Below are 24,836 nucleotides of genomic sequence, written 5' to 3' on the forward strand. Positions count from 1 at the left end.
AAAAGCCCTCAAATTCACATTGAACTGAGGACTTTCATATCAGCTATAAAAATATTTTTGAGTTATTGCATAGATTTAAAACTTGAAAAATGATTTATCTACTCCTAGTTCAGCTAATTCCGCTTGCGCTTCATCTATAAGAGTCTGTACTTTCTCTTTTGTTGCTTCATCTAGATTAGCAAATGGTTCTGCATGTTTGCTGAACTCTCCTTTTGATGGAAATTCAACGCCTAACTCTGCTAATTTTGCTTGCGCTTCATCTGCTGTAAGCGCCCCTGCTTTTTCTTGTTCCATGATGGCTTTTACTTTTTCTTTTGTTGCTTCATCTAGATTAGTAAATGGATTTGCATGTTTGCCGAACTCTCCTTTTTGAGGCATTTCAACACCCAGCTCTGCTAATTTTGCTTGCACTTCTTCCGCTGTAATTGTTCCTGCTTTTTCTTGCTCCATGATGGCTTTTACTTTTTCTTTTGTTGCTTCATCTAATTGGGCAAACCCTTCACGTTGCTTACCAAACTCTCTTTTCAATGGTAATTTCACGCCCAAGTCAGCTAAATTTGTTTCTAATTGTTTCATAATAACTTGCGCCTTTTGTTTCGTTGCTTCATCTAATGAAGCTTTTGCATTTATAGCTTGTTGAGCAGTTGTGGTATCTGCTTCTGCAAAGGCTGGAATGTCAAATCCCCCAAGTAGTCCTAATGTTAAAGCACCCGTCACTGCATACCCTAAAAACTTGCTTTTCTTTTTCATTTTGAATCACTCCTTGAATAGTTAATTGACTTAAGTTGATTGCCTCTATGATGTGTATTTATCTAAGAGGTATTTTTAATTTAACAACTCAATGTGTCAGCCATATGTCAAGGAACATTTTTTAATTTTACACTTCTCAACTATTAAATGAGCATAACAAAAAAGGTATATGTGCATCAAAATGAGCACACATACCAAAAAAATTATATCAATAGAGAAAAGCTATAAAAAGAGGGTTTCTTTCTTCTCTTACCTGTTGATTGATAGAATTTTCTTTTCTTACCCTCCAATTTCCTGCTGTAATTGCTGCAAAAAATCAACCATAAATTGATGACGCTGCTCCGCCAACTGTTTACCTTTAGTTGTGACCATCAAATCTTTCAATAACAATAATTTTTCATAAAAATGTGTGACAGAAGCTGTATTTTTTTTGCGATACTCTTCCTCAGTCATTGTTATACGTGCCGTTTCTTTCTTATCATATAGCTTTCTACCCTTTGCACCACCATAGGCAAACGTACGGGCAATTCCTATGGCACCAATCGCATCTAAACGGTCTGCATCACGAACAATTTTTGCCTCTAAAGACGTTGCCTCTAGCTCATTGCCGCCATTATAGGACACTTGTGCGATGCAATCACGAATATGCTGCTTTTTTTCCTCACTGATGGATAATGCCTCAATTAGTTTGTTTTCTTGTGCCTTGCTATCTGTATACTTTTTATCACTTACATCATGCAGTAATACAGCTATTTTTACCACCTCAGCATCGGCTGTTGGTTCTGTTTGCAAAATCATTTCTGCATTATGATACACGCGCTCAATATGTTGAAAATCATGACTCGCATCAAATTGCTCATAAATATGACGTACTTTTTCCATTATTTCATTTATCAACGTATCCTCATTCCCTTCTTCTAAAATTATACTAAATTTATTATAAAAAAATCTATTTTTTAATTGACAGACTTTTCTGAATACTATATGATAAATGTACAGAACAACTTAATGTGTTCTGTAACTACCATTTTCGTACATGTACAAACATTGCGTTCATTTAAGTATCCTTCAGCGGATTTACAACTGAATAATTAATGCGTACGATTTCACAATCGACACATCCATTTGCATGTGTCAGCTATTTGAAACATGAAGCAATGATAAATGTACATGACAAAAATCGGTGAATAAACAACTACTACACTTATTTTACAATGAAATAGACTTTCGTCATCTGTCGTAAGCGTGTGATTCATTTTTTCATTAAAGCATGTGACCTTCTGTATCCCTGAACGTGACATCCTATTTAATGAAATTATTACACACCAAATTTACGAGCATTTCGCGAATGTTCTAAGCAATGCTTTATTGCAAATAGCCATAGACAGACGTTGAGCTGTATTGATTGGATAGTGACCATATCCAACCAGAAAAGCTAGTTCAGAACAAATTAAAAGTCATGACACGCGAGTTAAGTAATTGAAAAATCATTTTTTCCTATTAGACGTCAGCCATAGACGAAGTCATTTGAAGAAAAGAAAGTTGGAATCACTTTGACAATATGCAGTACCATTCCGCTGAAGACACAATAAAAGCTACCCATCTCATTTCACATAAGATGCTGGTAGCTTTTATTTTGCGATTTTTCCAAAGGGAAGCAATATAGTTTGCTCCCCTCCCGTCATAGTGTTGATTTAGAACAGCCCTACTGCATGCCCTTCTTGGTCAACATCCATACGTAATGCAGCTGGTGCTTTCGGTAAGCCAGGCATTGTCATAATATCGCCTGTTAAGCATACTAAAAATCCTGCCCCTAACTTTGGAATGACCTCGCGCACTGTCACTGTAAAACCTTCTGGACGGCCTAATAAATGGGCTTGATCTGATAAAGAATATTGCGTTTTTGCCATACAAATCGGCAAAACACCCCAGCCGAATTTTTCAATTTGCGCAATCTGCTTTTTAGCTTGCTCTGTAAAGTGAACGTCTTTCCCACCATACACTTTTTGTACAATCGTACGCACTTTTTCTTCAATGGGTTCTGCCACATCATATAAAGGCGCAAACTGATTTGTCTCCTCCAGCACCGCAAGTACTTGCTCCGCTAATGCCTGTCCACCTTTACCGCCCTCTTCCCATACATTTGTATAGGCGATGCGTACATTCTTTTGCTGACACCAGTGGATAACAGTAGCAAGCTCTGCCTCTGTATCTGTTACAAAGCGATTTAATGCCACAACAGGCTCTACCCCAAATGTGCGAACGGTTTCAACATGCTTCGCTAAATTTTCAATTCCACGTAAAAGAGCTTCTACATTTTCCTCAACAAGTGCTGTTTTGGCTACTCCTCCATGCATTTTTAATGCGCGGATGGTCGCTACAAGCACAACGGCACTTGGTTGAAAGCCTGCTTTACGAGCTTTAATGTTCATAAATTTCTCTGCGCCTAAATCAGAGCCAAAGCCTGCCTCTGTGACAACAATATCTGCTAATTTACGAGCTGTTTGTGTCGCCATAATAGAATTACAACCATGGGCAATATTGGCAAATGGCCCACCATGTATAAGTGCTGGTGTACCTTCTAATGTTTGGACTAAATTCGGCTTAAACGCATCCTTCAGTAATAAGGTTAATGCACCTTCTACACCAAGGTCACGTACAAATATCGGCTCACGGTCAAATGTATAGCCGATAACAATGCTCGCCAAACGCTCACGTAAATCCTCTATGCTCGTTGCTAAGCAAAATACAGCCATAATTTCTGAGGCTACTGTAATATCAAAGCCATCTTCACGTGGCATCCCCTGTACAGGTCCACCTAAACCAATAACAACTTTGCGCAGTGCACGGTCATTAATGTCCATGACACGCTTCCAAATAATACGTCGTGGGTCAATGTTTAACACATTCCCTTGATGGATATGATTGTCAATGAACGCAGCCAGTGCATTATTCGCTGTTGTAATGGCATGTAAATCACCTGTAAAATGCAAATTAATATCTTCCATTGGCACGACTTGTGCATAACCACCACCTGTTGCCCCGCCTTTTACACCCATAACAGGACCTAATGATGGCTCACGTAAAGCGACCATGACTTTTTTATTTAATCGATGTAGGGCGTCTGCAAGCCCAACCGTTACAGTAGATTTTCCTTCTCCAGCAGGTGTTGGACTAATCGCTGTGATTAATACTACTTTGGCATCCTCACCACTCGCTGTAATTTTCAGTGGATCAATCTTTGCTTTATAGCGACCATACTGCTCAAGTGCATCCTCTGGAATCCCCGCCGCTTTCGCAATCTCTGTAATGGGTTTCATTTGAGCTTGATTTGCAATTTCTAAATCTGTCAGTGGCTGATTTTTTGTTGTCATTCTACACCCTACTTTCATCATTATTCCTTTCCATTATAATCGTTGTATAGTGAACAATTCCATGAATTATTACTTATTTTTTATAATTTCTAAAGATTTTCGCTCCAACAATATCCCCTTATTATTCTGCTAAAATATCTCTAGCCATACAGACATCATAAATCCAAATTACTATCAACAAAATACTAAATGAGCCTGTTACAATACAAAGTTCATCCGAAATACTGTTTATATCATCATGCTGTGTTTTTTATTTTCCATTTTTCAGAACCGTTACCTTTACATCACGATACACACCCAATTGATAGGCTTCTTTCTCGCTGGAGACTAGTAAATCAATACGATTTCCTTTAATTTCCCCCCCAGTATCCAAAGCAATTCCTTTAAATATGCCATTAGGTGTTTCCATTTCTACAATAGACCATAAAGGGATAACTTGAGGGTCTGTTGCAATAACTCTCAATCCCTCATAGTATGTACTATATCTTAAATCTACTCCTGAAGCAGAAATACCACTACAACGATAACACTGTGCAGAATAATGTGTTACTTTCATATAATAGGAATTTAATTCAATCTCTATCGTATCCATACTACTAGTCATAGACTGCTTTTTTCGTTCGATTGCTTCCATGGATTCTGCTAACTGCTTTTCTTTTTGAATTTTAGCTAACCGTTCTTGTTCTACTATAGTTTAGTTGTCCTTTTCCTTCAACATTGCATATTCTTTGTAAAATAACGCAGCTTGACCGAGAAATGAACTTGTTTTAATGTCTCTTCTCATTTGTTCAGTATAAAAATATTGATGTTTATCATGCTCAATATTTCCCCAACCTACTATGCAAATAATAACTGCTGGCACTGTGAGTAATTTAATCAATTTATTCATTTATTTGCTTATTCTCTACAAAATCTCTCCTATTAGAAGCTTTAGCATGTAGCTCTTTTGTAGAAATAAACATCCCTTCTTCCTTTTATGTACTTTGTTATTTAATATGTATTAATGTTAAGAATCTATTTCTTCACTTGAATAGTAATAGATATATTCTCGTACATGTTCTCTAAATACAGTCATTGTATAATGTACCGTTCTAGGGCTAACACCAATGATTGAAGCAACTTCATATGTCGTTGTGTCTTGGGATGGTTTGATAGGAGTTAATAACGTTAAATTATATGTCGATGATATGACCACACCCATTTCTACACAAAATGCCATTGCATTAGAAACTAATCTACCATCGTTTAACCTAGCAATAGGAAGAGGTGCAATCTCTAATATAAACTTTTTCAATGATCAACTAGACCAAATCGAAATCTACGATAGAGTAATCTCCCCTATCCCAGACAAATACCTAATCCAACACAAATACCACAACGGCACATCATGGCAAACCACGACACCAACCGAGGAAAACTTCATTCAATATGGTATGAACAACTTAGACCATATTACAGAAGCCCAATGGCAAGAACTAGCAGGTGAGAAATCAATCGTGATGTGGTCTGATTTTGAAGACAAACAATATGCAGCTGTTGTACTCAACAAAGAACCTTTTACAGCAAAAGATTTACTAGGTGAGTCACCTCAAGTTCTTTATTACACAGAGTCAAACCCTTCTCAAATTGTTGTAGAGACAGGTGTTGATTCCTATAGTGTTTATGACTACATTAGCGATCTCCCTACTGTACTAGCCTACACAGAATCCACAGAGGATATTATCGTTTCAACAACGACAGAACCATTAGATGGCTACCGTTTACAAAGCGGTAAATACAATTCCCAACAAGATGCTGAAAGCGCTAGTAAAAAAATGCTTCAGGATCAAGTGATTGGTTATGCATCTATTATCGGTTTTCTAAAATAGCTATTTTCTCCATATTATTGGATAATATATTGCTCTTTGGTTACTATATTATACAAATACATTTTCTAAATAGCTTGAATGACCATTGCTAAAAATGGTGATTCTCCCCTACTTTCATCATTAGCTTTTTTCTATAACTATTCACACACAATATTTCGACAATTAATTGACAACCGTCCACAATTCATGTATGTTCAAAAAGAAAACGGAATTCAAGCGCATTGGAGGCGAAGACTTATGCAGCAAGGAATCGTAAAATGGTTCAATAATGAAAAAGGCTATGGGTTTATTGAATGTGATGATGGCGAGGATGTATTCGTACACTTCACAGGCATTCAAGGAGAAGGCTTCCGTACACTTGAAGAAGGTCAAAAAGTAACATTTGATGTGGTGGAAGGCAATCGTGGTCCACAGGCATCTAATGTCATCAAATTATAAATAATGAAGGAGCCGCTTCTTTTATCTGGAACGGCTCCTTTTTTCTATTTTTATTTAGCATTCTTAGTTGGTGTATTGACACGACAAACAGCACCTGGAAGTATTAACGTTTCCTTTACACGTTTCATATCCTGCAATAAGACACCAAAAGGCCCTTCTGCTAATGGAGCAAATGCCCATGATTGCGCTTCAGCCTTCTCATAAAAATCGAAGCGGATGTTAGGCAAATGAAGCGAGCTATGTGTCGGATGTTGCTCAGCTTGTGGTAACTGCAACAACTTTTGCCATTGTGTCACCGTCGCTTGCACATCCTTCACAAAAAATTGTACCGCTTCCATTGTTATCTGTTGCTTACTATCAATAGCACCGCTCTGCTGTAATTGTGCCAACCGCTGTTCATCCCCATCAGCCCATTCAATCAAAAAAGGAAAATCCATTGTTTGCCCTTTGATGCCGAAATGTAATAACTTCCACTGAATAACTGTGCCATCTGGACGTGTGCGACTGTACATATCAGGCCCATACACATCAAAGCCAAGTGCTCGCAGCCTCTCTCCTTCTTGCTCAATGCGATTCGTCCTTAATGCCACACGTGAAAAGCCAAAACGGTGATTCTGTTGTTGGAATGTCGCATGTAATGAATAAGGTAAGGTAGCGGCTTGTTCAAATAATGTTTCATCATAAACCGCAATATGCTCTATATAGCTTAAACCAAAATAGCTTAATGTATTATAAGTTCCCCACATTGTATGTGTACCACCATCTACCGTATGGATGCTACGTTTATTAAAAAAGACTTTCGCATTTTCTGGTGATTGGACTTGATGTACGAGGTGGTCAAAATGTAAAGCCATCGTGTTCCTCCTTTTTCAGCTCTTAGTATATACTTTACCCGCTGGATTTGTTCGTTTAGAATAAATATAAGAAATTTTTTTAATAACGAAAGAGGTGATTTTTATGTTAGATAAAACGGCTGCCTTTAAACGGGCATTAGGCAATTATCCAACAGGTGTAACCGTCGTCACAGCCTGTACCGATACAAATGAACCGATTGGCTTAACAGTCAATTCCTTTGCCTCTGTATCGTTAGATCCACTACTCATTTTATGGTCACTCGATAAAAAATCACAGCTACATCCGTATTTTACAACAACACAAAAATTTGCTGTCAATATTTTAGCCAGCAATCAAGAACAATTATGTACACTTTTCGCTAGTAAAATTCCAGATCGTTTCGCTCAAGTAAAATGGGCCTATTCGCCACACAATTTACCTATTTTACACAATGTAGCAGCTGTTTTGCAATGCCAAACTGTTCGGCAAGTCGATGCAGGCGACCATACGATTATAATTGGGCAAGTTCTAGATATTGATGATACCCAACAAGAACCATTATTATATCATCGTCGACATATTGGGCAAATTCCCGCAAGTTTTTATGAATAATGCATCTAAAAGGACCACAAATAAACGTTTCTATTTGTGGTCCTTTTTTTGTTGTGAAAATCTTTGCTTTTCGAGCTTATTGACTTGCACAATCGCACCATCCTGAATCGTAATTTGCACCTCACCAAACGCTATTTGCTGAATGGCCTGTGCAACGGCTTCCAATTGCTGTTCACTTACATGTTCTTGTTGCTCCATCGTCTATGCCACCTTTTCCCTCTCCATTACACTTTAGCTACTATATAAACCAAAGTGAAAATTGCGTTTCTTGCAAGTAATTCTATAATCGCTTGAGGTCCTTGTCAATATAAATATTAGAAAACAAAGTAGAATACTATACTTTAACCACATATTTAATGAAAAATCCTTCCAAACTTTGAACAAAGTACGAGATGATTCCACAAATCACCATCATATCATTCTAAGTGCAATTGTGCTAAAATTTAATTACCTAAAAATTTAAATAATTAATTTTATAGGCAGTATGTATCGAGGAGGTTGATATTATGACGAATAAAAATAGTGGCGTAATAAGCATTCAGGGGGATACGTCTAATTAAATATAGCGTTTCCTCAACTTTGAAAGGGGAAAATTATTTGAAACAAATATTGTTAATCATTGACGCGCAACAAGAATTACTTGATGGAAATCAACAAGAAAGTGCTGTTTTCAGGAAAGAACAACTGATTAGGAATATTAATGCAGTGATTAAAAAAGCGAGTGAATCTAGTATTCCTGTTGTCTTTGTTAGAGATTTAGATGTTGCTGAAGGTAAAGGTAGCGGATTTCAAGTTCATGTAGATATTCAAATGCCTACGAATGCCAAGATTTTTGATAAAACTGCCACGAATTCCTTCCACAAAACAGGACTTTTAGATTATCTCAAATCGCAAGGAACTGAGCATGTTGTGATTATGGGCTGCTCAACCCAGCACTGTATAGATAGTGCTGTCAGAACGGCGACTATTAGTGGTTTAGATGTCACATTAGTAGGTGATGGACATTCTACAAAAGATAGTGGTTCTTTAAGTGCCGAACAAATTATAAAGCATCATAATGAAACCCTTCATGGTCATTATAATGTTGACCATTTTTCGGTTGTAAGAAATGCAGAAGAAGATTTATTCTGTCCAACACATGATTCATATAGATAGTATCTATTACTAGAAAAATCCCGATTTCTTAGTCTAATCATAAGAAATCGGGATTTTTAGTGACCATTACTATCCATAATATTTATTCCTAAAAGCTGTGGCTCTACCTCAGCTACACAACTTTCATTTTACAATTCACTCAATAACGCCATCAATGCTTCAGCTGTTGCTTTCTTGCCCATTACCTTTAATGGCTCCCCTACTTTTGGAACAAGCCAATGAGGTTCCTCACTACCATATAGAGACTGTGAGCTATTTGCCACCATATAGTCTGCTTGAGCTGCTTCCATGCGTAACCGTGCTCTTGCCAATAAATAAGCCTCGTCCTCTGTTGCCTCCAGCTTAAAACCTACCAATGTCATGTTCGGCTGCCAAGCTTTAATTTGCCCCAATACTTTTGGCGCTTTTTTGAAATGAATAATGGGTGGCTCATCGGATGGCATTTTTCCTGTCTCCTCCATCAAATGACCTGCTTGATTGTACACTTTATCAATCACCCAATCAGAGCCTGCCGCTGCCATAATGACGATATCGACCTGCCCCTCCTGTACAGTCTGTCGTACCTTATTTCCTAAATCCTCGATTCCCTCAAATGGCACAAGGCGCATATGTGCTTTGTTTTCAGGTAACTGTGCAAAATAACCATGTAAATAAATCACTTGTGCACCAGCAGCAAAAGCAGCCTCCGCTAAATAACACCCCATTGTTCCCTTTGATAAATTTGTATGTCCACGCACACGGTCCCATTTTTCAAGTGTCCCCCCACTAGTAATGAGTACCGTTTTGCCTGTTAATTCCCCCATAAACTCACCTTTTCTTAAATATAATACATTGATTGTAGCGCATTGACACGCAACGCTCAATGCTCACCTTGTCTGTTCTTTCACCCACATACTTAAAATTTCAGCAAATTTCTTCGTGATTGGTGAGGCTTGATGCTTCATTGCAATACCGATTGTTCGATAGCCGCCTTGCTTTAGCGGTATTGCTCTTAATGTCGGCGGTAAGTTTTGCATAACCAATTTCGGTAAAATGGTAATGCCTAAATGATGCGAAATCATCGAAATAATACCGACTTCCTCTGACAATTCAAAGCGAATATTTGGTTTGACATGATATTGGTCCAAAATAACTTTCACATCATTCGTCCCCTTATACGAAATCATAATAAATGGCATATTATTAAGCTCTGTCACATCAATTTCTTTTTGATCGTATAACGGACTTTCATTGGACACAATACAGAGTAACGGATCTTGTTGCAATTCCGTATATTGAAATTGCTTAGAATGCTGGCTATTTAAAAAGCCAACATCGACTTCACCATTTAGCAACCATTGTTCAATTTCATAATAATCCCCTTCACGCAGCTCTACCTGTATATCAGGAAATTGCTTGTCCATAATGCGAATAATTTCAGGCATCCAATTAGAGGAGATACTTGAAATAACACCAATACGTACTTTCCCTTTTGTCATACCAAGAATATGGGCTGCTTCTTGCTGCAACAATTCCTGTGTCTCTAACACTTGACGCATCACTAACAGCATCATATCGCCTTCAATGGTTAATGTAATTCCTGTACGGCTGCGATGAATCAAGGAGAAACCGAATTCCTTTTCTAAGCTAGAAATCGCATGACTCACAGCTGATTGTGTCAACCCTAATGCATCCGCTGCTTTCGTGAAACTCGCCTCTTCGGCTACTTTATTGAAAATCTCATATTTTACTAAGCTCATTATTAATCCTCTATACATGAATTTTTTTAATATTAACCATTATAAACATTCGTTTTACTAATCGCAACATCCACTATATAGTAAATTCTAGGATTAAGAGATTGTGGGTGTATATATGGGAACACAAGGGAAAGCAAATTTATTAATGGTCATTGTGACAATGTTTTGGGGATTATCTTATACATTTATGGTCATGGGATTAGACACATTACCCATTTATAATATTGTGGCTTTACGCTGTATAATTGCATTTTTAGTCGCAGGTGTGATTTTTTATAAACGTATGGTAAATGTGACAAAGAAAACATTCATATATGCTGCAATTCAAGGATTTTTACTATTCGTTGTGTTCTCATTAAGCTTGATTGGTTTAGAGACAACATCTGTATCAAATGCAGGCTTTATTTTAAGTTTAACGGTTGTATTAGTACCCATTTTCAGCAGTTTCATCGAGAAAAAATTACCATCTAGAGCTGTGAGCTTTGCTGTTATGTGTACGATGATTGGGATTGCTGTTTTAACATTGCAAGGCTCCTTCACGTTCCAAAAAGGTGATATTATCATGGCGATTACGGCGCTATGCTACTCATTTTATTTATTATTAAATAGTTCGTTTACTAAGACTGTTGAATCTGTTTCTTACGGCATTTATCAGCTCGGCTTTGCAGGGCTATATGCACTAATTTTCACATTTATCTTTGAAACACCAACCTATCCAAAGACCGTTCTTTCTTGGGTTGCCATTTTAGGGCTTGGCATTATTTGCAGTGCTTTTTGCTTTATTGGACAAACTGTAGCACAGCAATACACATCTGCTACACATACAGGGCTGATTTTCTCATTAGAACCTGTTTTCGCAGCCATGTTTGCTATGATTTTTATCGGAGAAGGCTTAACAATGAAATTAATCATTGGAGGCAGCTTTATTTTAATAGGCAATCTTGTTGCACAATTAGAGCAGTTACATTTACTACGCTTTATGCGCAAGCATGAGGAAAAAACGACTTAACGCTATTTGTTGCACAGATAAATGTTGAGGAAGGTTTGGAGCAACTAGCTTCCAAACCTTTTTCTGTACCATCTATTCATTATTCAACCACTGACTATAGGCTATATCAATAATGTGCATGACTGTGTCAACGTTTAAATCCTCTATCTTTTTAAAGCTTACACTGCTACTACCTATTTTCACTTTTCCTAGCTCATCCTTATATTTTTTTGCTACATATTGCTTGTCTTCCACTGCATTAATATAGAGGCTATAGTAATGCTTTTGAATGGCTACACCTATCATAAACCACTGTACTTGCTGTTTATTAGCGCGTTGTGTTAGATAATCACCATAACCAATAATCACCTGCTCCGTTCCACCCCAAAATACACCTTCCCAAATAGAGCGCTGAGTTGATGGGAATTTTTCTAAAATTAAACGATCTATTTGTTCCATTACTTGTTTATCTTTCTCGTCTAATGAATCTACATACACTCGAAAATCTTTCATTGTTTTTTGCATAGTACACCTCTAACCTTTGAATAGTATCACGTCAAATATTCCTTCAAAATGGTGTTACAGTCATTGAATAGTGCAAATTTTTGGAAACAAGCATCCAAGGCTATTTGCAGTGGTTCGGTTAATGTTACATCATTCTCGTACCAAATATTTTTAATAACCAGTGTACTTATCTTGCGTTCCACAATTACTTCGACACGACCAACAAAACGTTCTCCATATAATAATGGTAGCACATAATAGCCGAATTTTCGTTTACTTGCAGGTGTATAAATCTCCCACGTATAATCGAAGCCAAACAATGCCTGAATCAGTTTTCGATCCCATATCAAGTTATCTAATGGAGCAATGAATTCACAGCGTACTTTCGGCTTTGGATTTTTTCGAGCCGCTTCAATCAGTGGCAAGTCCTCTACAAGGCAGTACAGTGTATCCTTGATTTGTTCTACTGAAATAGGCACGATACCGTCTTCATCCAATAGCTGACGGAAAACCTCATTACGCTCCACTGCTTTCAATCCCCATATGTTCAACCACGCATCTGACGCACGATTCCACAAAAGACCAACAGCACCAATTCGCCGTAGAACTCGCCACTTATAATGTTCAAGCTCGTTCGCTAATGGCTCTGGTGCGTTTAACAAATCTGACTGTATATGCTTTTTCGCCAAATCATAATATTTACGTGTGCCTTTTTTATGATGGACAATCAACTCACCTGTTGAATACATTTGTTCTAACACCGAGCGAGATGGATTGTTTCCGCCACTCCAATGAATAGCCGACTGCCATGAAAAATCGCCATCCAACTTTATATCATCCAAACTTATTGCACCTTGGTTTTGGATAGTAGCGCGCACTTGCTCTGTCAATGCTTCCATTTCAGGATAGCGTGCTGCATGTTGGCGGGCAGCTTGCCTGTATCGCTCAAAATAGGGCCAATGTTCAACAGAAATAATCGCAAGGTTCTTGTCAGGATAATCAACCAAACTTCTATCCTCATACAGTAATTCAGCAAGTAGTCCTTTCGTAAACCCCTTAACGCGAGACTGTAACACTAGCTCTGCGTTTTTTCCACACACATCAATCGGGTCGTATTGAATACAGCCTACCTGCTGAATAAAATCTAACACACCCTGTTTCCCTATAAATTGATAATCACCCAAAAGTCCATGTTTCAACAATAAAAATTGCCGTGCTTGGTGATTCGTTAATTGTATCATCTTTGTACCTACCCCTTTATGTTCTGAAAATGGCTTTTCTTTCTCACACTATTTATAGAGCAAATGAACTCCATTATGCATTTGTTCTATGAGGATTCCAACAGAGAACATTTGTTTCATTTTAGCATATAGAACAACTGATCGTCACCCACTTCAAACATCAACATCCTGAACAACGTCACTAAAAACTAGCCAAATCTGTTTAAACATACTCATTACATGACAAAATGAGTATGTTTATCTTATGATGATTATATTCAAAAACACATAAACATAGTCATTTTATAATCAAATGACTATGTTTATATAATTAAGTGAGGTTATTTATGCGAAGTTATCATTACAAACAGCTAAAACAACTAATGCTGCCAATGGAAACAGTGAATTTAATTGCTAAAATGAATGAATATAAAGGGAAACAAGAGCTCTATAAACAACAAGCACCTCAAATTTTAAAAGCGTTAAAAGATGTTGCCACTATTCAATCAACAAAGGCATCCAATGCGATTGAGGGCATTATTATTACAGACCAGCGTTTAAAAAGTATTATGGCGAATGAGAGCGATCTTCAAAATCGTTCTGAAGGAGAAATTGCTGGGTATCGTGATGTATTACAATTAATTCATTCGTCATTTGACGCTATTCCTATCAAGGAAAATGTCATTTTACAGTTACACAAAGAACTGTATTGCTATGTTGCCATTGAAGGAGGACAATGGAAAAACGTAGATAATGTCATTAGTGAAACATTTTCTGATGGCACAAAGTGTATTCGATTTGAACCCGTATCTGCATTTGAAACACCTACAGCCATGCGTCAACTATGTGAAGCGCTGAGAGAAAGAATAGCAAAATGTGATATAGAACCACTTATTTTAATTAGCATCTTTATTTTAGATTTTTTATCTATCCATCCATTTAATGATGGTAATGAGCGTATGGCACGTTTGCTCACATTATTATTGTTATATCAATGTGGTTTTGAGGTCGGTCGTTACATCAGTCTTGAAAAAATTATAGAAGATTCCAAAGAAGATTATTATGAAACATTAAGAAAATCCTCTATTGGCTGGCACGACAACAAAAATGATATTTTGCCATGGGTCCATTATTTATTAGGCACGTTTATCGCAGCCTATAAAGATTTAGAACATCGAGTTGGTATTATCGAAACACAGAAAGGCAGTAAACAGCAACGCATTCACGCATTTATCGAAAAAAAATTAGGCTATTTCACGAAAGCAGATATCCGCAATGCTTGCCCAGATGTAAGTGAAGCGACTATTAATCGTGTATTAAATGAATTAAAAGAGCAACATATCATTGCCCCTGAAGGCTTAGGACGCAATGCAAAGTGGAAAAAAATCTAACCTCGCTATAAATTTATTTCACTTTCCGAAATAAATTCGTTATAATGAAATCACTTACACAATAAGGGGTGTTTATGGAATGGATGTTTTACCGTTACGCAAGGATGTTGCCATTGATGCAACATGGGATTTAAGTGATTTATTAGCAAATGAAGCCGATTTTGAACCTGCTTTAGCACAGGTTGTAGAGGATGCAATTCGCTTTGAACGCACATACAAAGGCACAATTACAGATGCCCAAAAGGTTGTAGATGTGTTAACAGCTTATGAAGCATTACAAGAAAGCATTGTGCCTGTTGCGACATATGCTAGCCTTGATTTAGAAGTTGACCATACCAACGATGTAGCACAAATGCGTGCAGCAAAGCTTGGCTCAGCCTATGGTAAAATCAGTAGTGCATTATCATTTGTTGAAAGTGAATTATTGGCATTGGACGAGGCCATTTTAGAAGAAGCCATAACATTAAGCCCACTTTACACACATTTCTTGCAAAAATTATTGAAGAAAAAGCCATATCAGCTTCATCCAGAGGTTGAAAAAGCATTAGCTGCACTTAGCTCAACGTTTCATGCACCTTATGAAACATACAATACAACAAAGCTTGTTGATATGAATTTTGGGCAATTCGAAGCAAATGGTAAAAAACATCCACTGAGCTTTGTACTTTACGAAAATGATTGGGAATTCGAAGCAGATACTACGATTCGTCGTGCTGCCTTTGCTGCCTTTTCAAATAAGCTACGTGACTATCAGCACACAACAGCAAAAGTATATAACACACATATCCAACAAGAAAAAACAGTAGCTGACTTACGCGGACATGATTCTGTTATTGATTATTTATTATTTGAACAAGATGTGGATCGCTCCTTATACAATCGTCAAATTGACTTAATTACAAAAGAGCTTGCCCCACATATGCGTCGCTATGCCAAATTGATTCAAAAAGCAAATGGTATCGATCAAATGACCTTCGCAGATTTAAAAATCGCTCTTGATGCCGATTACGATCCAAAAGTAACAATGGTTGAAGCGAGAGAATATGTCGATAAGTCATTAGCAATTATGGGCGAAGATTATGCAGCGATGATGAAGCAATCATTTGATGAGCGCTGGATTGATTATGCACCAAATACAGGAAAAGCAACAGGTGCGTTCTGTGCGAGCCCTTATGGTAGCCATCCTTACATTTTAATGTCATGGAATGAGCGAATGAATGAAGTATTTACATTGGTACATGAATTAGGTCATGCAGGTCATTTTGCCAATACACATGCCCATCAATCCTATTTTAACAGTGAACCATCTTTATATTTCATTGAAGCACCTTCCACAATGAATGAAATGCTGTTAGCGAATTATTTATTGACACATAATGATGACCCTCGCTTTAAACGCTGGGTAATTTCTAATATTGTATCGAAAACATATTATCATAACTTTGTGACACATTTATTAGAAGCAGCCTACCAACGCAAGGTTTATGAACTAGTGGATGCAGGTGAAGCAGTCAATGCGACTGTATTAAGTCAATTAAAACGTGGCGTTCTGGAAGATTTCTGGGGCGATACAGTAGACTTAGTAGAAGGCGCTGAACTGACATGGATGCGTCAACCACACTACTATATGGGCTTATATCCATACACATATAGTGCTGGTTTAACGATTGCGACACAAGTATCACAACGTATTTTAAAAGAAGGTAGCACTGCTGTGGAAGAATGGCTGACTGTGCTACAAGCAGGCGGTACAAAATCTCCTGTGGAACTTGCACAAATGGCAGGTGTTGATGTTTCAACAGACCAACCATTAAAAGATACAATTGCCTATATCGGACATTTAATTGATGAATTAGAACGTTTAACAGCCGAAATCGAGGGCGCTTAATAAGATGACCACCTATGCTAAAAAAGTGTAGGTGGTTTTTAGTTCTAACACTCCAACATAGCGCATATATTAACTTTAGGACGTCCCACTTCTTTTTTTGATATTTCAAAATAAACAATCATTTTTCTTCGTTTAAAACTACCGTTATTATTAAATGTGCACAATTCATAGAGTCCATTTCAACTATCAATTTTTAAAAGGAAGTGTTTTGAACAATGGTAAAACGTAATGATCCATGCCTATGTGGTAGCGGTAAAAAATATAAAAAGTGCTGTGAAGGAAAACAACAAGTGACTGTAGAGACAGTTGCGACTGATGAATTAGAGCGTGTACTACAAACATTTTATGCAGAATACCCTGAACGCAAGGATATTCACGCATATTTTGAACATGTAGGAACATGGAAACCTAAATTAGAACAGGCGTTGCAAAAGGAGCTAGTTGAGGCAATTGCACTAGATGACTTTTTCTTCCATCAAGAGCCTACCATTTGGAAAGGCTACTTAAAACGTACAAAGAAAAAAATGGTGCGTCCATCTACAGTGAATATCTTAGAAAGTTGGTCACAGCCTACCCTATTCATCGGCTCTGTGACAGCTGTGGAAGAAAAATATTTTAAAGCGACGCATGCATTAACAAACGAAGATATTTATATTCGTCGTGAAAACGATAAACCGATTCCAGAAGGCATGTATGTCTTTGCCTTTACATTACCTGACGGGACAAATCAAACAGCGCATTCTTTAGCGGTGTCAACATTAATTTTCTTCCCGCCAAACTATGCCTCTATTTTTGAAGATATGAAGGTTCGCTTTGAAGCTTCATCGAAAAAATTGGCAAGCTTCTTAAAAGAGCAACACTTATTCTTCTGGGAATCGCTTGTACAAGCAGGCTATCAAGGAGAAGAATTTACGAATTTTGAAAGCAATGTGTTAGCACAAGTGAAAGATTTCTTAGAGCAAAATGAACGTGAAACAGCTCCAATCCTTGAATTATTAGAGGATTATTTAATTGAAGGGCAACCTGCAGCCCGCAAAGAAGCGGCGATTGCGGCAGGTGCAATTCGCTATGGTCAAGAAAAGGGCTTATTTGAATCATTGTCCTTGACAGCAAAAGAAATTGCTGCAACATTTGATATTTCAGCATCCTCTTTAACAAAGTATTATCAAGATTTAAGTCAATACGCTGCAACTAAATAAGCAGTCAATGCCGCAAACCATTTCGTTGTTTGCGGCATTTTATTTTGCTGAAAATTTGCAGAGCGGGGTTGATTTCCGCTCCGCCAACAGCAGTAAAGTAAATAATTTAGGCAGTATTCTCACCTAAAACCCCATTAATCATTTTGTTATGTAAAATAGAAAAAAGCTACTATCGTTATCCGCTTAGCAGATAACAAAGTAACTTTTTCTATGGTAACCAACCATCTATAGTATGTCCGAACCTATTATTATTTATGCAGGCTATCCCCTAAATATGATGGTTATTTACTATATATTTTAAGTAGCTCCTGGCCTAAAAATTGTAATTTGTCCCCTACTGTGCAGGCTTCAATGCAAAAACGGTGTGCACCAGGTTTACCACGTTCTTTTCGCAATTGTTGAATGACTAAGCAGTCTGCACAATACGTGTCGTGTAATTCATCAATATCCTTCATGACAGTTATTTTATCCACACTACACGCTCCTTTGCTCTTCAATTATGTGTCTTTTTATTATGAAGCGAACCTCCTATTTTGTCCATTCATTACACATAAAATGAATAGCCAATTTTTAACTTCCAATATATATTTTTATACTATCGTTAAATTTAATTGTGACACCACACTTATATTCATCCACTAAATATTATTTTCCTTTAAATAGTGAAGTGAGCACCATTTATAAAAATAAATTATCATCATCAGCTTACCCAATTAATTGGCAGTATCCTTTATCAGTAGTTTAAATAATACCGCTCCTTTCTTCTTTATAAAAGAACAGATGCCTATTTGGTTACATTATTTTACGAAATATCCTTGACTATATTGTAACTATATACCTTAGTATAGCTACCAACAGCAATAGAAGGAGGAAGTAGATAATGAGTTCTATTTTTGTAAAAAGTGAGTTTGCCCCATTAAAAAGGGTCGTGATGGCTCAATCTGAATTTGCCTTTTCTCAACATAATGATGGTTCAGATGATAGTTTTTTAACTGAGGAAAGCCTTGAACTATATAAAAGTGTTGATGTAGATGGGAAAAATTTCAGGGATGTGTTTCCTGAAAGACAGCAAGCTTGGGAAATGGAAAGAGCAAACTTAAAAAAGCTTTTAGAAAAATATCATGTTGAAGTTATGATGCCACGTATGTTGACGGATTATGAAAAAGAGCTAGGTAAAGAAGATGGTTATAGTAATTTCTTTGTCAGAGACCCCTTTTTTACAATTGGACACTTATTAATAGAAGGTTCACTTAGATTCCCGCATAGAAGAAATGAAATCTTACCCGTACGTAATCTATTAGCAACCGAAGCCAATCAACAGCAGTGCTTCTATGTCTCTATTCCAAAGCCTGATATTTCAAACGGACCTGATGCAGAAGAAGGTCCATTTTTAGAAGGCGGCGACGTATTAGTATTAGATAAAACAATCTATGTAGGGAACTCTGGTCTTGCCTCTAATAGCAATGGTGTTCAATGGCTAACAAATTTAGTACGCAACTTTGACTATCAAGTAATCGAAGTACCGCTTCACCATACAATATTACATCTCGATTGTGCACTCAGCATTGTGCGAGATGGACTCATCATCGTTTGTGAAGATGCCTTTTTAAACGGTCTACCTGAGCAATTTAAGAATTGGGAGAAAATCAATGTAACACTTGAGCAAGCTGCTCGCCTTGCCACAAACGGTTTGCCAATCAATGACAACGTTTATATTACCGATTATGAATTTGATTTTATCGGTACTGAGTTAGAAAAAAGAGGGATAACAGTCGAATATATCGATTTTAAAATATCTAGAAGTTTTGGTGGCTCCTTCAGATGTAGCACCCAACCACTTTTACGTAGAGAAGATTAATACCTTTTATCGTATACAAAACGGTAGTAAGCTTAACTATTTTAGCTTACTACCGTTTTGACATGCTTTATGTTATATTGCCGCAACCGTTGCTTTAACAAGACGAATAAATTTTTCTCTCACAAGTGCTGCTACTTCAATGACTTCATCATGGCTTAATGGTTGATCTAAAATACCACAGGCCATATTTGTTAAACATGAAATACCAAGCACCCTCATATGACCATGAACAGCTACTAATGCCTCTGGAACCGTAGACATCCCAACTGCATCTGCTCCAAGTGTACGAATCATGCGAATTTCCGCAGGTGTTTCATAAGTAGGCCCACTCCACCAAGCATATACACCCTGCTGTAATGTTATATCTTGTGTCGCCGCTACATCCAACGCAATATTGCGCAACTCGCGATTATATACCTGTGATACATCTGGGAAGCGTGTGCCAAGCTCATCATTATTTGGTCCAATCAGTGGATTTGTCCCAACTAAATTAATATGATCTGTAATCAACATTAAATCACCTGGTTGAAAGTCCGTGTTAATCGCACCACAAGCATTTGTCAGTACTAAATTTTCAACACCTAACGCTTTCATTACACGCACAGGAAATGTTATATCATCCAGCGTAAAGCCCTCATAATAATGGAATCGTCCCTTCATTGCAGCAACTGTTCTTCCCTCTAATTGTCCAATCACTAATTCATTGGCATGCCCTACAGCACTAGACTTAGCAAAAAAGGGAATTTCACTATAAGGAATCGTCACTGCGTTTTCAATTTCATCCGCAAGTGGACCTAAACCTGATCCTAAAATCAATCCGATTGTTGGCAGATTTTCTATTCTATCCGCAATAAACTGCTTTGCTACTAGTATTTCCTCTGTTTTATGCATAAGTATGCCTCCTATCTATAGGTTTCATTCTATACTCCTACGTTGTAAAATACTACAATTTTATCTTTCATTCATACCTATTAGCATCCATGACTTTCCTCTTCTGCTATGCTATGATAAACATAAATTATGATTAAAGTAGGGATTTTGATGTTAGAAGTGTATATAGATGCTGCAACCGCTGGCAATCCTGGTCCAAGTGGAATCGGCATTTTTATTAAAGGAGAAGGACATCAGCTACAAATTAGTGAATTTATTGGGCAAACAAATAATCATCTTGCTGAATTTACAGCATTAGTACGTGGCTTAGAGGAAGCCCAAAAGTTAGGTTCCTCTCTAATTTCCGTACGCTCAGATTCTAAAATTGTTGTTTCCTCTATAGAAAAAGAATATGTGAAAAATGAGGAATTTAAGCCCTATCTTGAGCAGGCATTAGCTTTGGCACACAGCTTCGAGTTATTTTTTATTAAATGGATTCCTGATAATCAAAATAAAGCGGCAGATGCGCTTGCACGCCAAGCACTACAACAAGCGAAATAATGGGAGCTCACAACATAATGTGGCTCCCTTTTCTAGATTAATGTGCAGTAGCTATTTTTTTTGCCTTCAATTTGACAATTCGTAACATATAAAGCACAAAAACGACGACTAATGCAGCTGTACCTGTTAAATAAACGGATTCATAGCCCGCTTGTACAGCAATAATTCCTAAAACATAGGAGCCTACTGCAACTCCAATATCAAATAGCGTAAAATACGTGGCTGTTGCATAGCTACTGCGATTCAGTGCGGTAGATTGCACGGCCGTTGTTTGCAAACTGGTAGAAACAGCACCATAGCCAATGCCAATAAAGAAAGCTGCACAGAAAAATAACACCGGACCTGACACAAATGCTAATTGTATTAAGCCAATAGCAAACAACACAATTCCTGGCAAAATAACAAATGGTGCACCTTTTGTATCATATATTTTCCCCACATATGGACGTGTTATAAGCATGGCTGCTGCAAATACGAGATAAAAGAAGCTAGCGATGGCCATTAAGCCTTTTTCCTGTGCATAGACAGATAAAAAGGACAATACACTAGCATAAGCAAATGCGACTAAACTAGCAATCGCCGCCGTTGGAAGTGCTTGTCGTTCCAATAAGTCTGCCCACTTAAAGCTGAATTTCGTTGGACGCACTGCTTTTGGTAAATCGTTCGTTTGAATAGTCGTTGCTAAAATTCCCCCTACTAATGCACAAATACTTAGCACAATAAAGAGTGTTTGAAAGCTGCTATATTGAATGACCAATAAACCAACAAATGGTCCTAATACAACCGCTAAATTCATTGACATTGTAAAATAGCCAAGACCTGCTCCTTTACGATTGGCTGGCACAATATCAGCCGCCAATGCAGCAGCTGCTGTCGTAATGACACTGAAGAAAATTCCTTGTATAAAGCGTAAGCCAAGCAATACTGGAAAAGCATGTAGCACGATGTATAATACCGTACAAACAAAATAGCCTACAATTGCTATAATCAATAATTTTTTCTTACCAAAAACATCTAATGTCTTCCCAAGAAACGGACGAATAATAATAGCAGATAATAAAAAAATAGATAATAGTAAGCCTGCTTCTTTATCTGTTTGTTGTAATTCACCTACTGCATATAATGGCAATGTTGTGACTAAGCCATAAAAAACGAAGAATACGGACAAATTTGTCAAAAAGAGACTGACAAAGCGTTTTGTCCAGATTTTTGTTGTTAATTCTTGCTGCATGATACTCATCCTTTCATTTTATTCAACAGTGTAACTAATTGCTGCTGCTCCTCAAGTGTTAATGTTCCAATCATGTCTTCCTCAAATGCAACAATCGTCTTAATAATCGCAGGCAACTGTTCCTCTGCATAGGCAGATAATGTGATAATTTTTTCTCGTTTATCTTCCCCATCCACACGTTCAATCCAGCCTAATGCTTCTAAACGTGTGACGGTTCTTGTAACACTTGGAGCTTCAATGTTTAAGTACTTCCATATTTGTGTTAATGTCATAGGTCCACGTTGATATAAGCAATAAACAATCGTCCATTGGGCACTGAATAACTGATGCTGCTTTAAGACATCATTTAAACATTTCGTCACATAGCGACTTCGTTGAAATAAAGCGTGAAATAGCGGTTTCATCGCAAACCTCCTTTTTATTTACCTAGCTAAATAAATACTATACGCTTCATCCATTGTCTTGTAAAGTAAGTTTTTGAGATAGCAAAAGCCGCTCCCAAAATAGATTTTAGAGCGACTAACCAGTAACCTTTATATTAAGTTCTCCCACTCTTCAAAGGACAATTTTTCTGTTATATGCTTTAAATGGTGTGGTACTTCAACAAAACACATCAATTCCAAGCTATTACCATCTGGATCATTGAAATAAACGGAGGCATTACCTTGATGTGGTCTAATGAATGGTTCAACTGATTTTCTACCACCAAATGGCACTGCCTCCATTTGAATAGCCTTTAACCATGTTAAAGATTTTTTTAAATCTTCATAGGAAACGTGAAAAGCAATATGTCGTAAAGCAGGATGATAGGGTGTTTGATATTCATCACCTTCCCATAATCCCAACCAACTTTTACCTTCTTCAATCCAAAAGAAAGCAGTGACTTCATCACGCCAAGCCAATTTCAAACCTAATTTTTTATAAAATGCTAAAGAAATCTCTAAATTGTTCACAGGCAAATGTGCTTCATATAAGCCTTTAATCATCCTAACACCCCTTTTTCACTATCGTAGCAATCCTGTACAACTTCTACCTCATGCAAAGGTCTAATAATACAAAAAAATCATCTCAAAATGATGCAAGAGATGATTTTTGTCATAGGCTATTTTCGTTTATTTGATTGCTGGTTTTTATCATGATTCGTTTTATTATTTTTATTTTTAGCTTTTGCATCAAACTCTGCCCCAAATTCCTCATTCAAATTGTCATTTGGGTTATTATTGTTGCTATTGCTTTTATCCAAATCTTTGCTTTGGTACACATCAAAAGGGTTATGTGTTCGTTTATTCATTGTTTTTGCATTATTTTTTTCACTCATGCTTAAGCACCTCCTACAAGGTACTATGTGCATTCCATTCAAAAAAATACACATCATCGTTCTAACAGATGATGTGTAGCGTAAATTATGCTCTTATACAGTTGTGTGCTCCACAATATTCAATAATGCACCAATTGCGCCTGAAAAACCGTGATCATTGACAAGTACAGGCGTATGGTTTTTTCTACGTGTATAATTTGCAATGACAGTAGCCAAATGCTCATTATTGCTTAACGTTGAACCAATATAGACGATATGCTCTACATTTTTTTCCTCTGCATATTGAATGCTAAGTGTTGTAATAACTTCTCCCACAAGCCCTTGCACCGTTGCAATAATATCTTCAGCAGGATGCTCTACTGACTTAGTAATACCCACCTTACCAAAATTACTGGCTGTCAATTGACCATCAATTGGTGTATTCATCCCTTGATAAATATCCTTCACCAATAAGTCAATCATGCTTCTGTTGCCATTTCGCGCCATTTCTCGTATATCATGATAATCGGTCACACCTGTTGTAAGCGCTGACAACCCGATAAGTGTCCCTCCACCAATACCTGTTCCACCTACACGACTATGTGTATTTCCTTCCATGTAATGAATAGATGTACCTGTCCCAATATTTGTGACAATGCTTCGTCCAAAAGCATATCCTTCTTTATCCAATAAAAAATGCACACCTTTCAATGTCGCTTCAAACTCCACAATATAATGAACAGACTTCATCGCTTGAATGACTTCAAGTAATTGCTCTGTACGTCCTCCTGTCACACCAATATCTTGAATGTTTGGTTGATTGGTAATCCAATTTTTCACAGATAGTAAATCACTTGATTGGAAAGTTTCTAATACAAGCTCATTTTGCTCATTAAAATAAGCTACTTTCGTCAATGTGCCACCTGCATCAATTCCTATAGCCTTTGGCATACTTTTCTCCTTTAACGACATCCCTCACATGAGGAATCATTTTCACATTTACCCTCCCTAAACTTTAACCCTGTTGAAATGATTGTGCAATAACTTCAATCCATTTTA

General features: G+C 37.2%; 28 protein-coding genes. 10 read left to right on the forward strand and 18 right to left on the reverse strand.

Translation table 11 applies throughout. The features are described 5' to 3' along the window. Positions 1-75 precede the first annotated feature (75 nt). From OPF91_RS00080 to OPF91_RS00100, 5 genes are all read right to left on the reverse strand, one after another. Positions 76-750 (reverse strand): hypothetical protein, encoded by a 675-nt coding sequence (locus OPF91_RS00080; protein WP_264986625.1) that lies wholly within the window; start codon positions 748-750, stop codon positions 76-78. A 279-nt stretch (positions 751-1,029) separates the two neighbouring features. After that, a complete protein-coding gene (locus tag OPF91_RS00085; protein ID WP_373877026.1) occupies positions 1,030-1,632 on the reverse strand; it encodes an HD domain-containing protein in 603 nt (200 codons plus the stop codon). An 812-nt stretch (positions 1,633-2,444) separates the two neighbouring features. Further along, positions 2,445-4,124, reverse strand: coding sequence for a formate--tetrahydrofolate ligase (locus OPF91_RS00090; RefSeq protein WP_264986626.1), 1,680 nt, complete (start codon positions 4,122-4,124; stop codon positions 2,445-2,447). A 250-nt stretch (positions 4,125-4,374) separates the two neighbouring features. Continuing rightward, positions 4,375-4,758, reverse strand: a complete 384-nt coding sequence (locus tag OPF91_RS00095) for a 3D domain-containing protein (protein WP_264986627.1) — start codon at positions 4,756-4,758, stop codon at positions 4,375-4,377. 60 nt (positions 4,759-4,818) lie between these two features. Then, positions 4,819-5,013 carry a hypothetical protein gene (locus tag OPF91_RS00100; protein WP_264986628.1) on the reverse strand — a complete coding sequence of 65 codons (195 nt, stop codon included), beginning with the start codon at positions 5,011-5,013 and terminating at the stop codon, positions 4,819-4,821. Positions 5,014-5,230: 217 nt separating this feature from the next. Here OPF91_RS00100 and OPF91_RS00105 point away from each other — a divergent pair, with 217 nt between their 5' ends. Together OPF91_RS00105 and OPF91_RS00110 are read left to right on the forward strand one after the other, a co-directional pair. Next, positions 5,231-5,992: a LamG-like jellyroll fold domain-containing protein gene (locus tag OPF91_RS00105; protein ID WP_264986629.1), complete on the forward strand. Its 762-nt coding sequence runs from the start codon at positions 5,231-5,233 to the stop codon at positions 5,990-5,992. A 237-nt stretch (positions 5,993-6,229) separates the two neighbouring features. After that, complete coding sequence (locus tag OPF91_RS00110) at positions 6,230-6,430, forward strand: cold-shock protein (RefSeq protein ID WP_264986630.1); 201 nt, start codon at positions 6,230-6,232, stop codon at positions 6,428-6,430. 50 nt (positions 6,431-6,480) lie between these two features. On the opposite strand, the gene OPF91_RS00115 is transcribed toward OPF91_RS00110, so the two are convergent. Continuing rightward, positions 6,481-7,284: a VOC family protein gene (locus OPF91_RS00115; RefSeq protein WP_264986631.1), complete on the reverse strand. Its 804-nt coding sequence runs from the start codon at positions 7,282-7,284 to the stop codon at positions 6,481-6,483. Between the two features lie 103 nt (positions 7,285-7,387). On the opposite strand from OPF91_RS00115, the gene OPF91_RS00120 reads away from it, so the two are divergent. Next, complete coding sequence (locus OPF91_RS00120; RefSeq protein ID WP_264986632.1) at positions 7,388-7,876, forward strand: flavin reductase family protein; 489 nt, start codon at positions 7,388-7,390, stop codon at positions 7,874-7,876. Between the two features lie 30 nt (positions 7,877-7,906). On the opposite strand, the gene OPF91_RS00125 is transcribed toward OPF91_RS00120, so the two are convergent. Next, positions 7,907-8,074 (reverse strand): YezD family protein, encoded by a 168-nt coding sequence (locus tag OPF91_RS00125; RefSeq protein WP_264986633.1) that lies wholly within the window; start codon positions 8,072-8,074, stop codon positions 7,907-7,909. Positions 8,075-8,473: 399 nt separating this feature from the next. Here OPF91_RS00125 and OPF91_RS00130 point away from each other — a divergent pair, with 399 nt between their 5' ends. After that, complete coding sequence (locus OPF91_RS00130; protein WP_264986634.1) at positions 8,474-9,031, forward strand: cysteine hydrolase family protein; 558 nt, start codon at positions 8,474-8,476, stop codon at positions 9,029-9,031. A 128-nt stretch (positions 9,032-9,159) separates the two neighbouring features. Here OPF91_RS00130 and OPF91_RS00135 read toward each other — a convergent pair whose 3' ends face one another. After that, positions 9,160-9,834 (reverse strand): phosphopantothenoylcysteine decarboxylase domain-containing protein, encoded by a 675-nt coding sequence (locus tag OPF91_RS00135; RefSeq protein ID WP_264986635.1) that lies wholly within the window; start codon positions 9,832-9,834, stop codon positions 9,160-9,162. 63 nt (positions 9,835-9,897) lie between these two features. Beyond that, positions 9,898-10,770 (reverse strand): LysR family transcriptional regulator, encoded by an 873-nt coding sequence (locus OPF91_RS00140; RefSeq protein WP_264986636.1) that lies wholly within the window; start codon positions 10,768-10,770, stop codon positions 9,898-9,900. A 103-nt stretch (positions 10,771-10,873) separates the two neighbouring features. Here OPF91_RS00140 and OPF91_RS00145 point away from each other — a divergent pair, with 103 nt between their 5' ends. Beyond that, positions 10,874-11,779 carry a DMT family transporter gene (locus tag OPF91_RS00145; RefSeq protein ID WP_264986637.1) on the forward strand — a complete coding sequence of 302 codons (906 nt, stop codon included), beginning with the start codon at positions 10,874-10,876 and terminating at the stop codon, positions 11,777-11,779. A gap of 72 nt (positions 11,780-11,851) precedes the next feature. Here the strand turns inward: OPF91_RS00145 and OPF91_RS00150 are convergent, their stop codons facing one another. Beyond that, on the reverse strand, positions 11,852-12,283 hold the full coding sequence (locus OPF91_RS00150) for a DUF1801 domain-containing protein (protein WP_264986638.1): 432 nt from the start codon (positions 12,281-12,283) through the stop codon (positions 11,852-11,854). 26 nt (positions 12,284-12,309) lie between these two features. Further along, positions 12,310-13,503 carry a winged helix-turn-helix domain-containing protein gene (locus OPF91_RS00155; protein WP_264986639.1) on the reverse strand — a complete coding sequence of 398 codons (1,194 nt, stop codon included), beginning with the start codon at positions 13,501-13,503 and terminating at the stop codon, positions 12,310-12,312. Positions 13,504-13,829: 326 nt separating this feature from the next. Between OPF91_RS00155 and OPF91_RS00160 the strand changes: the two genes are divergently transcribed. The 3 genes from OPF91_RS00160 to OPF91_RS00170 all read left to right on the forward strand — a co-directional run bounded on the left by OPF91_RS00160 (position 13,830) and on the right by OPF91_RS00170 (position 17,960). Then, positions 13,830-14,873: a Fic family protein gene (locus OPF91_RS00160; protein WP_264986640.1), complete on the forward strand. Its 1,044-nt coding sequence runs from the start codon at positions 13,830-13,832 to the stop codon at positions 14,871-14,873. A gap of 79 nt (positions 14,874-14,952) precedes the next feature. Continuing rightward, positions 14,953-16,761, forward strand: coding sequence for an oligoendopeptidase F (gene pepF / locus OPF91_RS00165; RefSeq protein WP_264986641.1), 1,809 nt, complete (start codon positions 14,953-14,955; stop codon positions 16,759-16,761). Between the two features lie 215 nt (positions 16,762-16,976). Beyond that, positions 16,977-17,960, forward strand: a complete 984-nt coding sequence (locus OPF91_RS00170; RefSeq protein ID WP_264986642.1) for an SEC-C domain-containing protein — start codon at positions 16,977-16,979, stop codon at positions 17,958-17,960. Between the two features lie 281 nt (positions 17,961-18,241). On the opposite strand, the gene OPF91_RS00175 is transcribed toward OPF91_RS00170, so the two are convergent. Beyond that, positions 18,242-18,433: a zinc-finger domain-containing protein gene (locus OPF91_RS00175; RefSeq protein ID WP_264986643.1), complete on the reverse strand. Its 192-nt coding sequence runs from the start codon at positions 18,431-18,433 to the stop codon at positions 18,242-18,244. A gap of 407 nt (positions 18,434-18,840) precedes the next feature. Here OPF91_RS00175 and OPF91_RS00180 point away from each other — a divergent pair, with 407 nt between their 5' ends. Continuing rightward, the gene (locus tag OPF91_RS00180) at positions 18,841-19,818 is read left to right on the forward strand and encodes a dimethylarginine dimethylaminohydrolase family protein (RefSeq protein ID WP_264986644.1); all 978 of its coding nucleotides are present in this window, start codon (positions 18,841-18,843) and stop codon (positions 19,816-19,818) included. Between the two features lie 72 nt (positions 19,819-19,890). On the opposite strand, the gene OPF91_RS00185 is transcribed toward OPF91_RS00180, so the two are convergent. Then, positions 19,891-20,709, reverse strand: coding sequence for a purine-nucleoside phosphorylase (locus OPF91_RS00185; RefSeq protein WP_264986645.1), 819 nt, complete (start codon positions 20,707-20,709; stop codon positions 19,891-19,893). Positions 20,710-20,859: 150 nt separating this feature from the next. On the opposite strand from OPF91_RS00185, the gene OPF91_RS00190 reads away from it, so the two are divergent. Beyond that, complete coding sequence (locus OPF91_RS00190) at positions 20,860-21,249, forward strand: ribonuclease HI family protein (RefSeq protein ID WP_264986646.1); 390 nt, start codon at positions 20,860-20,862, stop codon at positions 21,247-21,249. 37 nt (positions 21,250-21,286) lie between these two features. Here the strand turns inward: OPF91_RS00190 and OPF91_RS00195 are convergent, their stop codons facing one another. The 5 genes from OPF91_RS00195 to coaW all read right to left on the reverse strand — a co-directional run bounded on the left by OPF91_RS00195 (position 21,287) and on the right by coaW (position 24,728). Continuing rightward, positions 21,287-22,480, reverse strand: coding sequence for an MFS transporter (locus OPF91_RS00195; RefSeq protein WP_264986647.1), 1,194 nt, complete (start codon positions 22,478-22,480; stop codon positions 21,287-21,289). Between the two features lie 5 nt (positions 22,481-22,485). Continuing rightward, positions 22,486-22,884 carry a MarR family winged helix-turn-helix transcriptional regulator gene (locus tag OPF91_RS00200; protein ID WP_264986648.1) on the reverse strand — a complete coding sequence of 133 codons (399 nt, stop codon included), beginning with the start codon at positions 22,882-22,884 and terminating at the stop codon, positions 22,486-22,488. Between the two features lie 129 nt (positions 22,885-23,013). Then, a complete protein-coding gene (locus OPF91_RS00205; protein WP_264986649.1) occupies positions 23,014-23,466 on the reverse strand; it encodes a VOC family protein in 453 nt (150 codons plus the stop codon). 116 nt (positions 23,467-23,582) lie between these two features. Then, complete coding sequence (locus OPF91_RS00210; RefSeq protein ID WP_264986650.1) at positions 23,583-23,798, reverse strand: hypothetical protein; 216 nt, start codon at positions 23,796-23,798, stop codon at positions 23,583-23,585. Between the two features lie 93 nt (positions 23,799-23,891). After that, a complete protein-coding gene (coaW, locus tag OPF91_RS00215; protein WP_264986651.1) occupies positions 23,892-24,728 on the reverse strand; it encodes a type II pantothenate kinase in 837 nt (278 codons plus the stop codon). Positions 24,729-24,836 lie beyond the last annotated feature (108 nt).

It is taken from the genome of Lysinibacillus piscis, assembly GCF_026012395.1.
Classification (GTDB): domain Bacteria; phylum Bacillota; class Bacilli; order Bacillales_A; family Planococcaceae; genus Lysinibacillus; species Lysinibacillus piscis.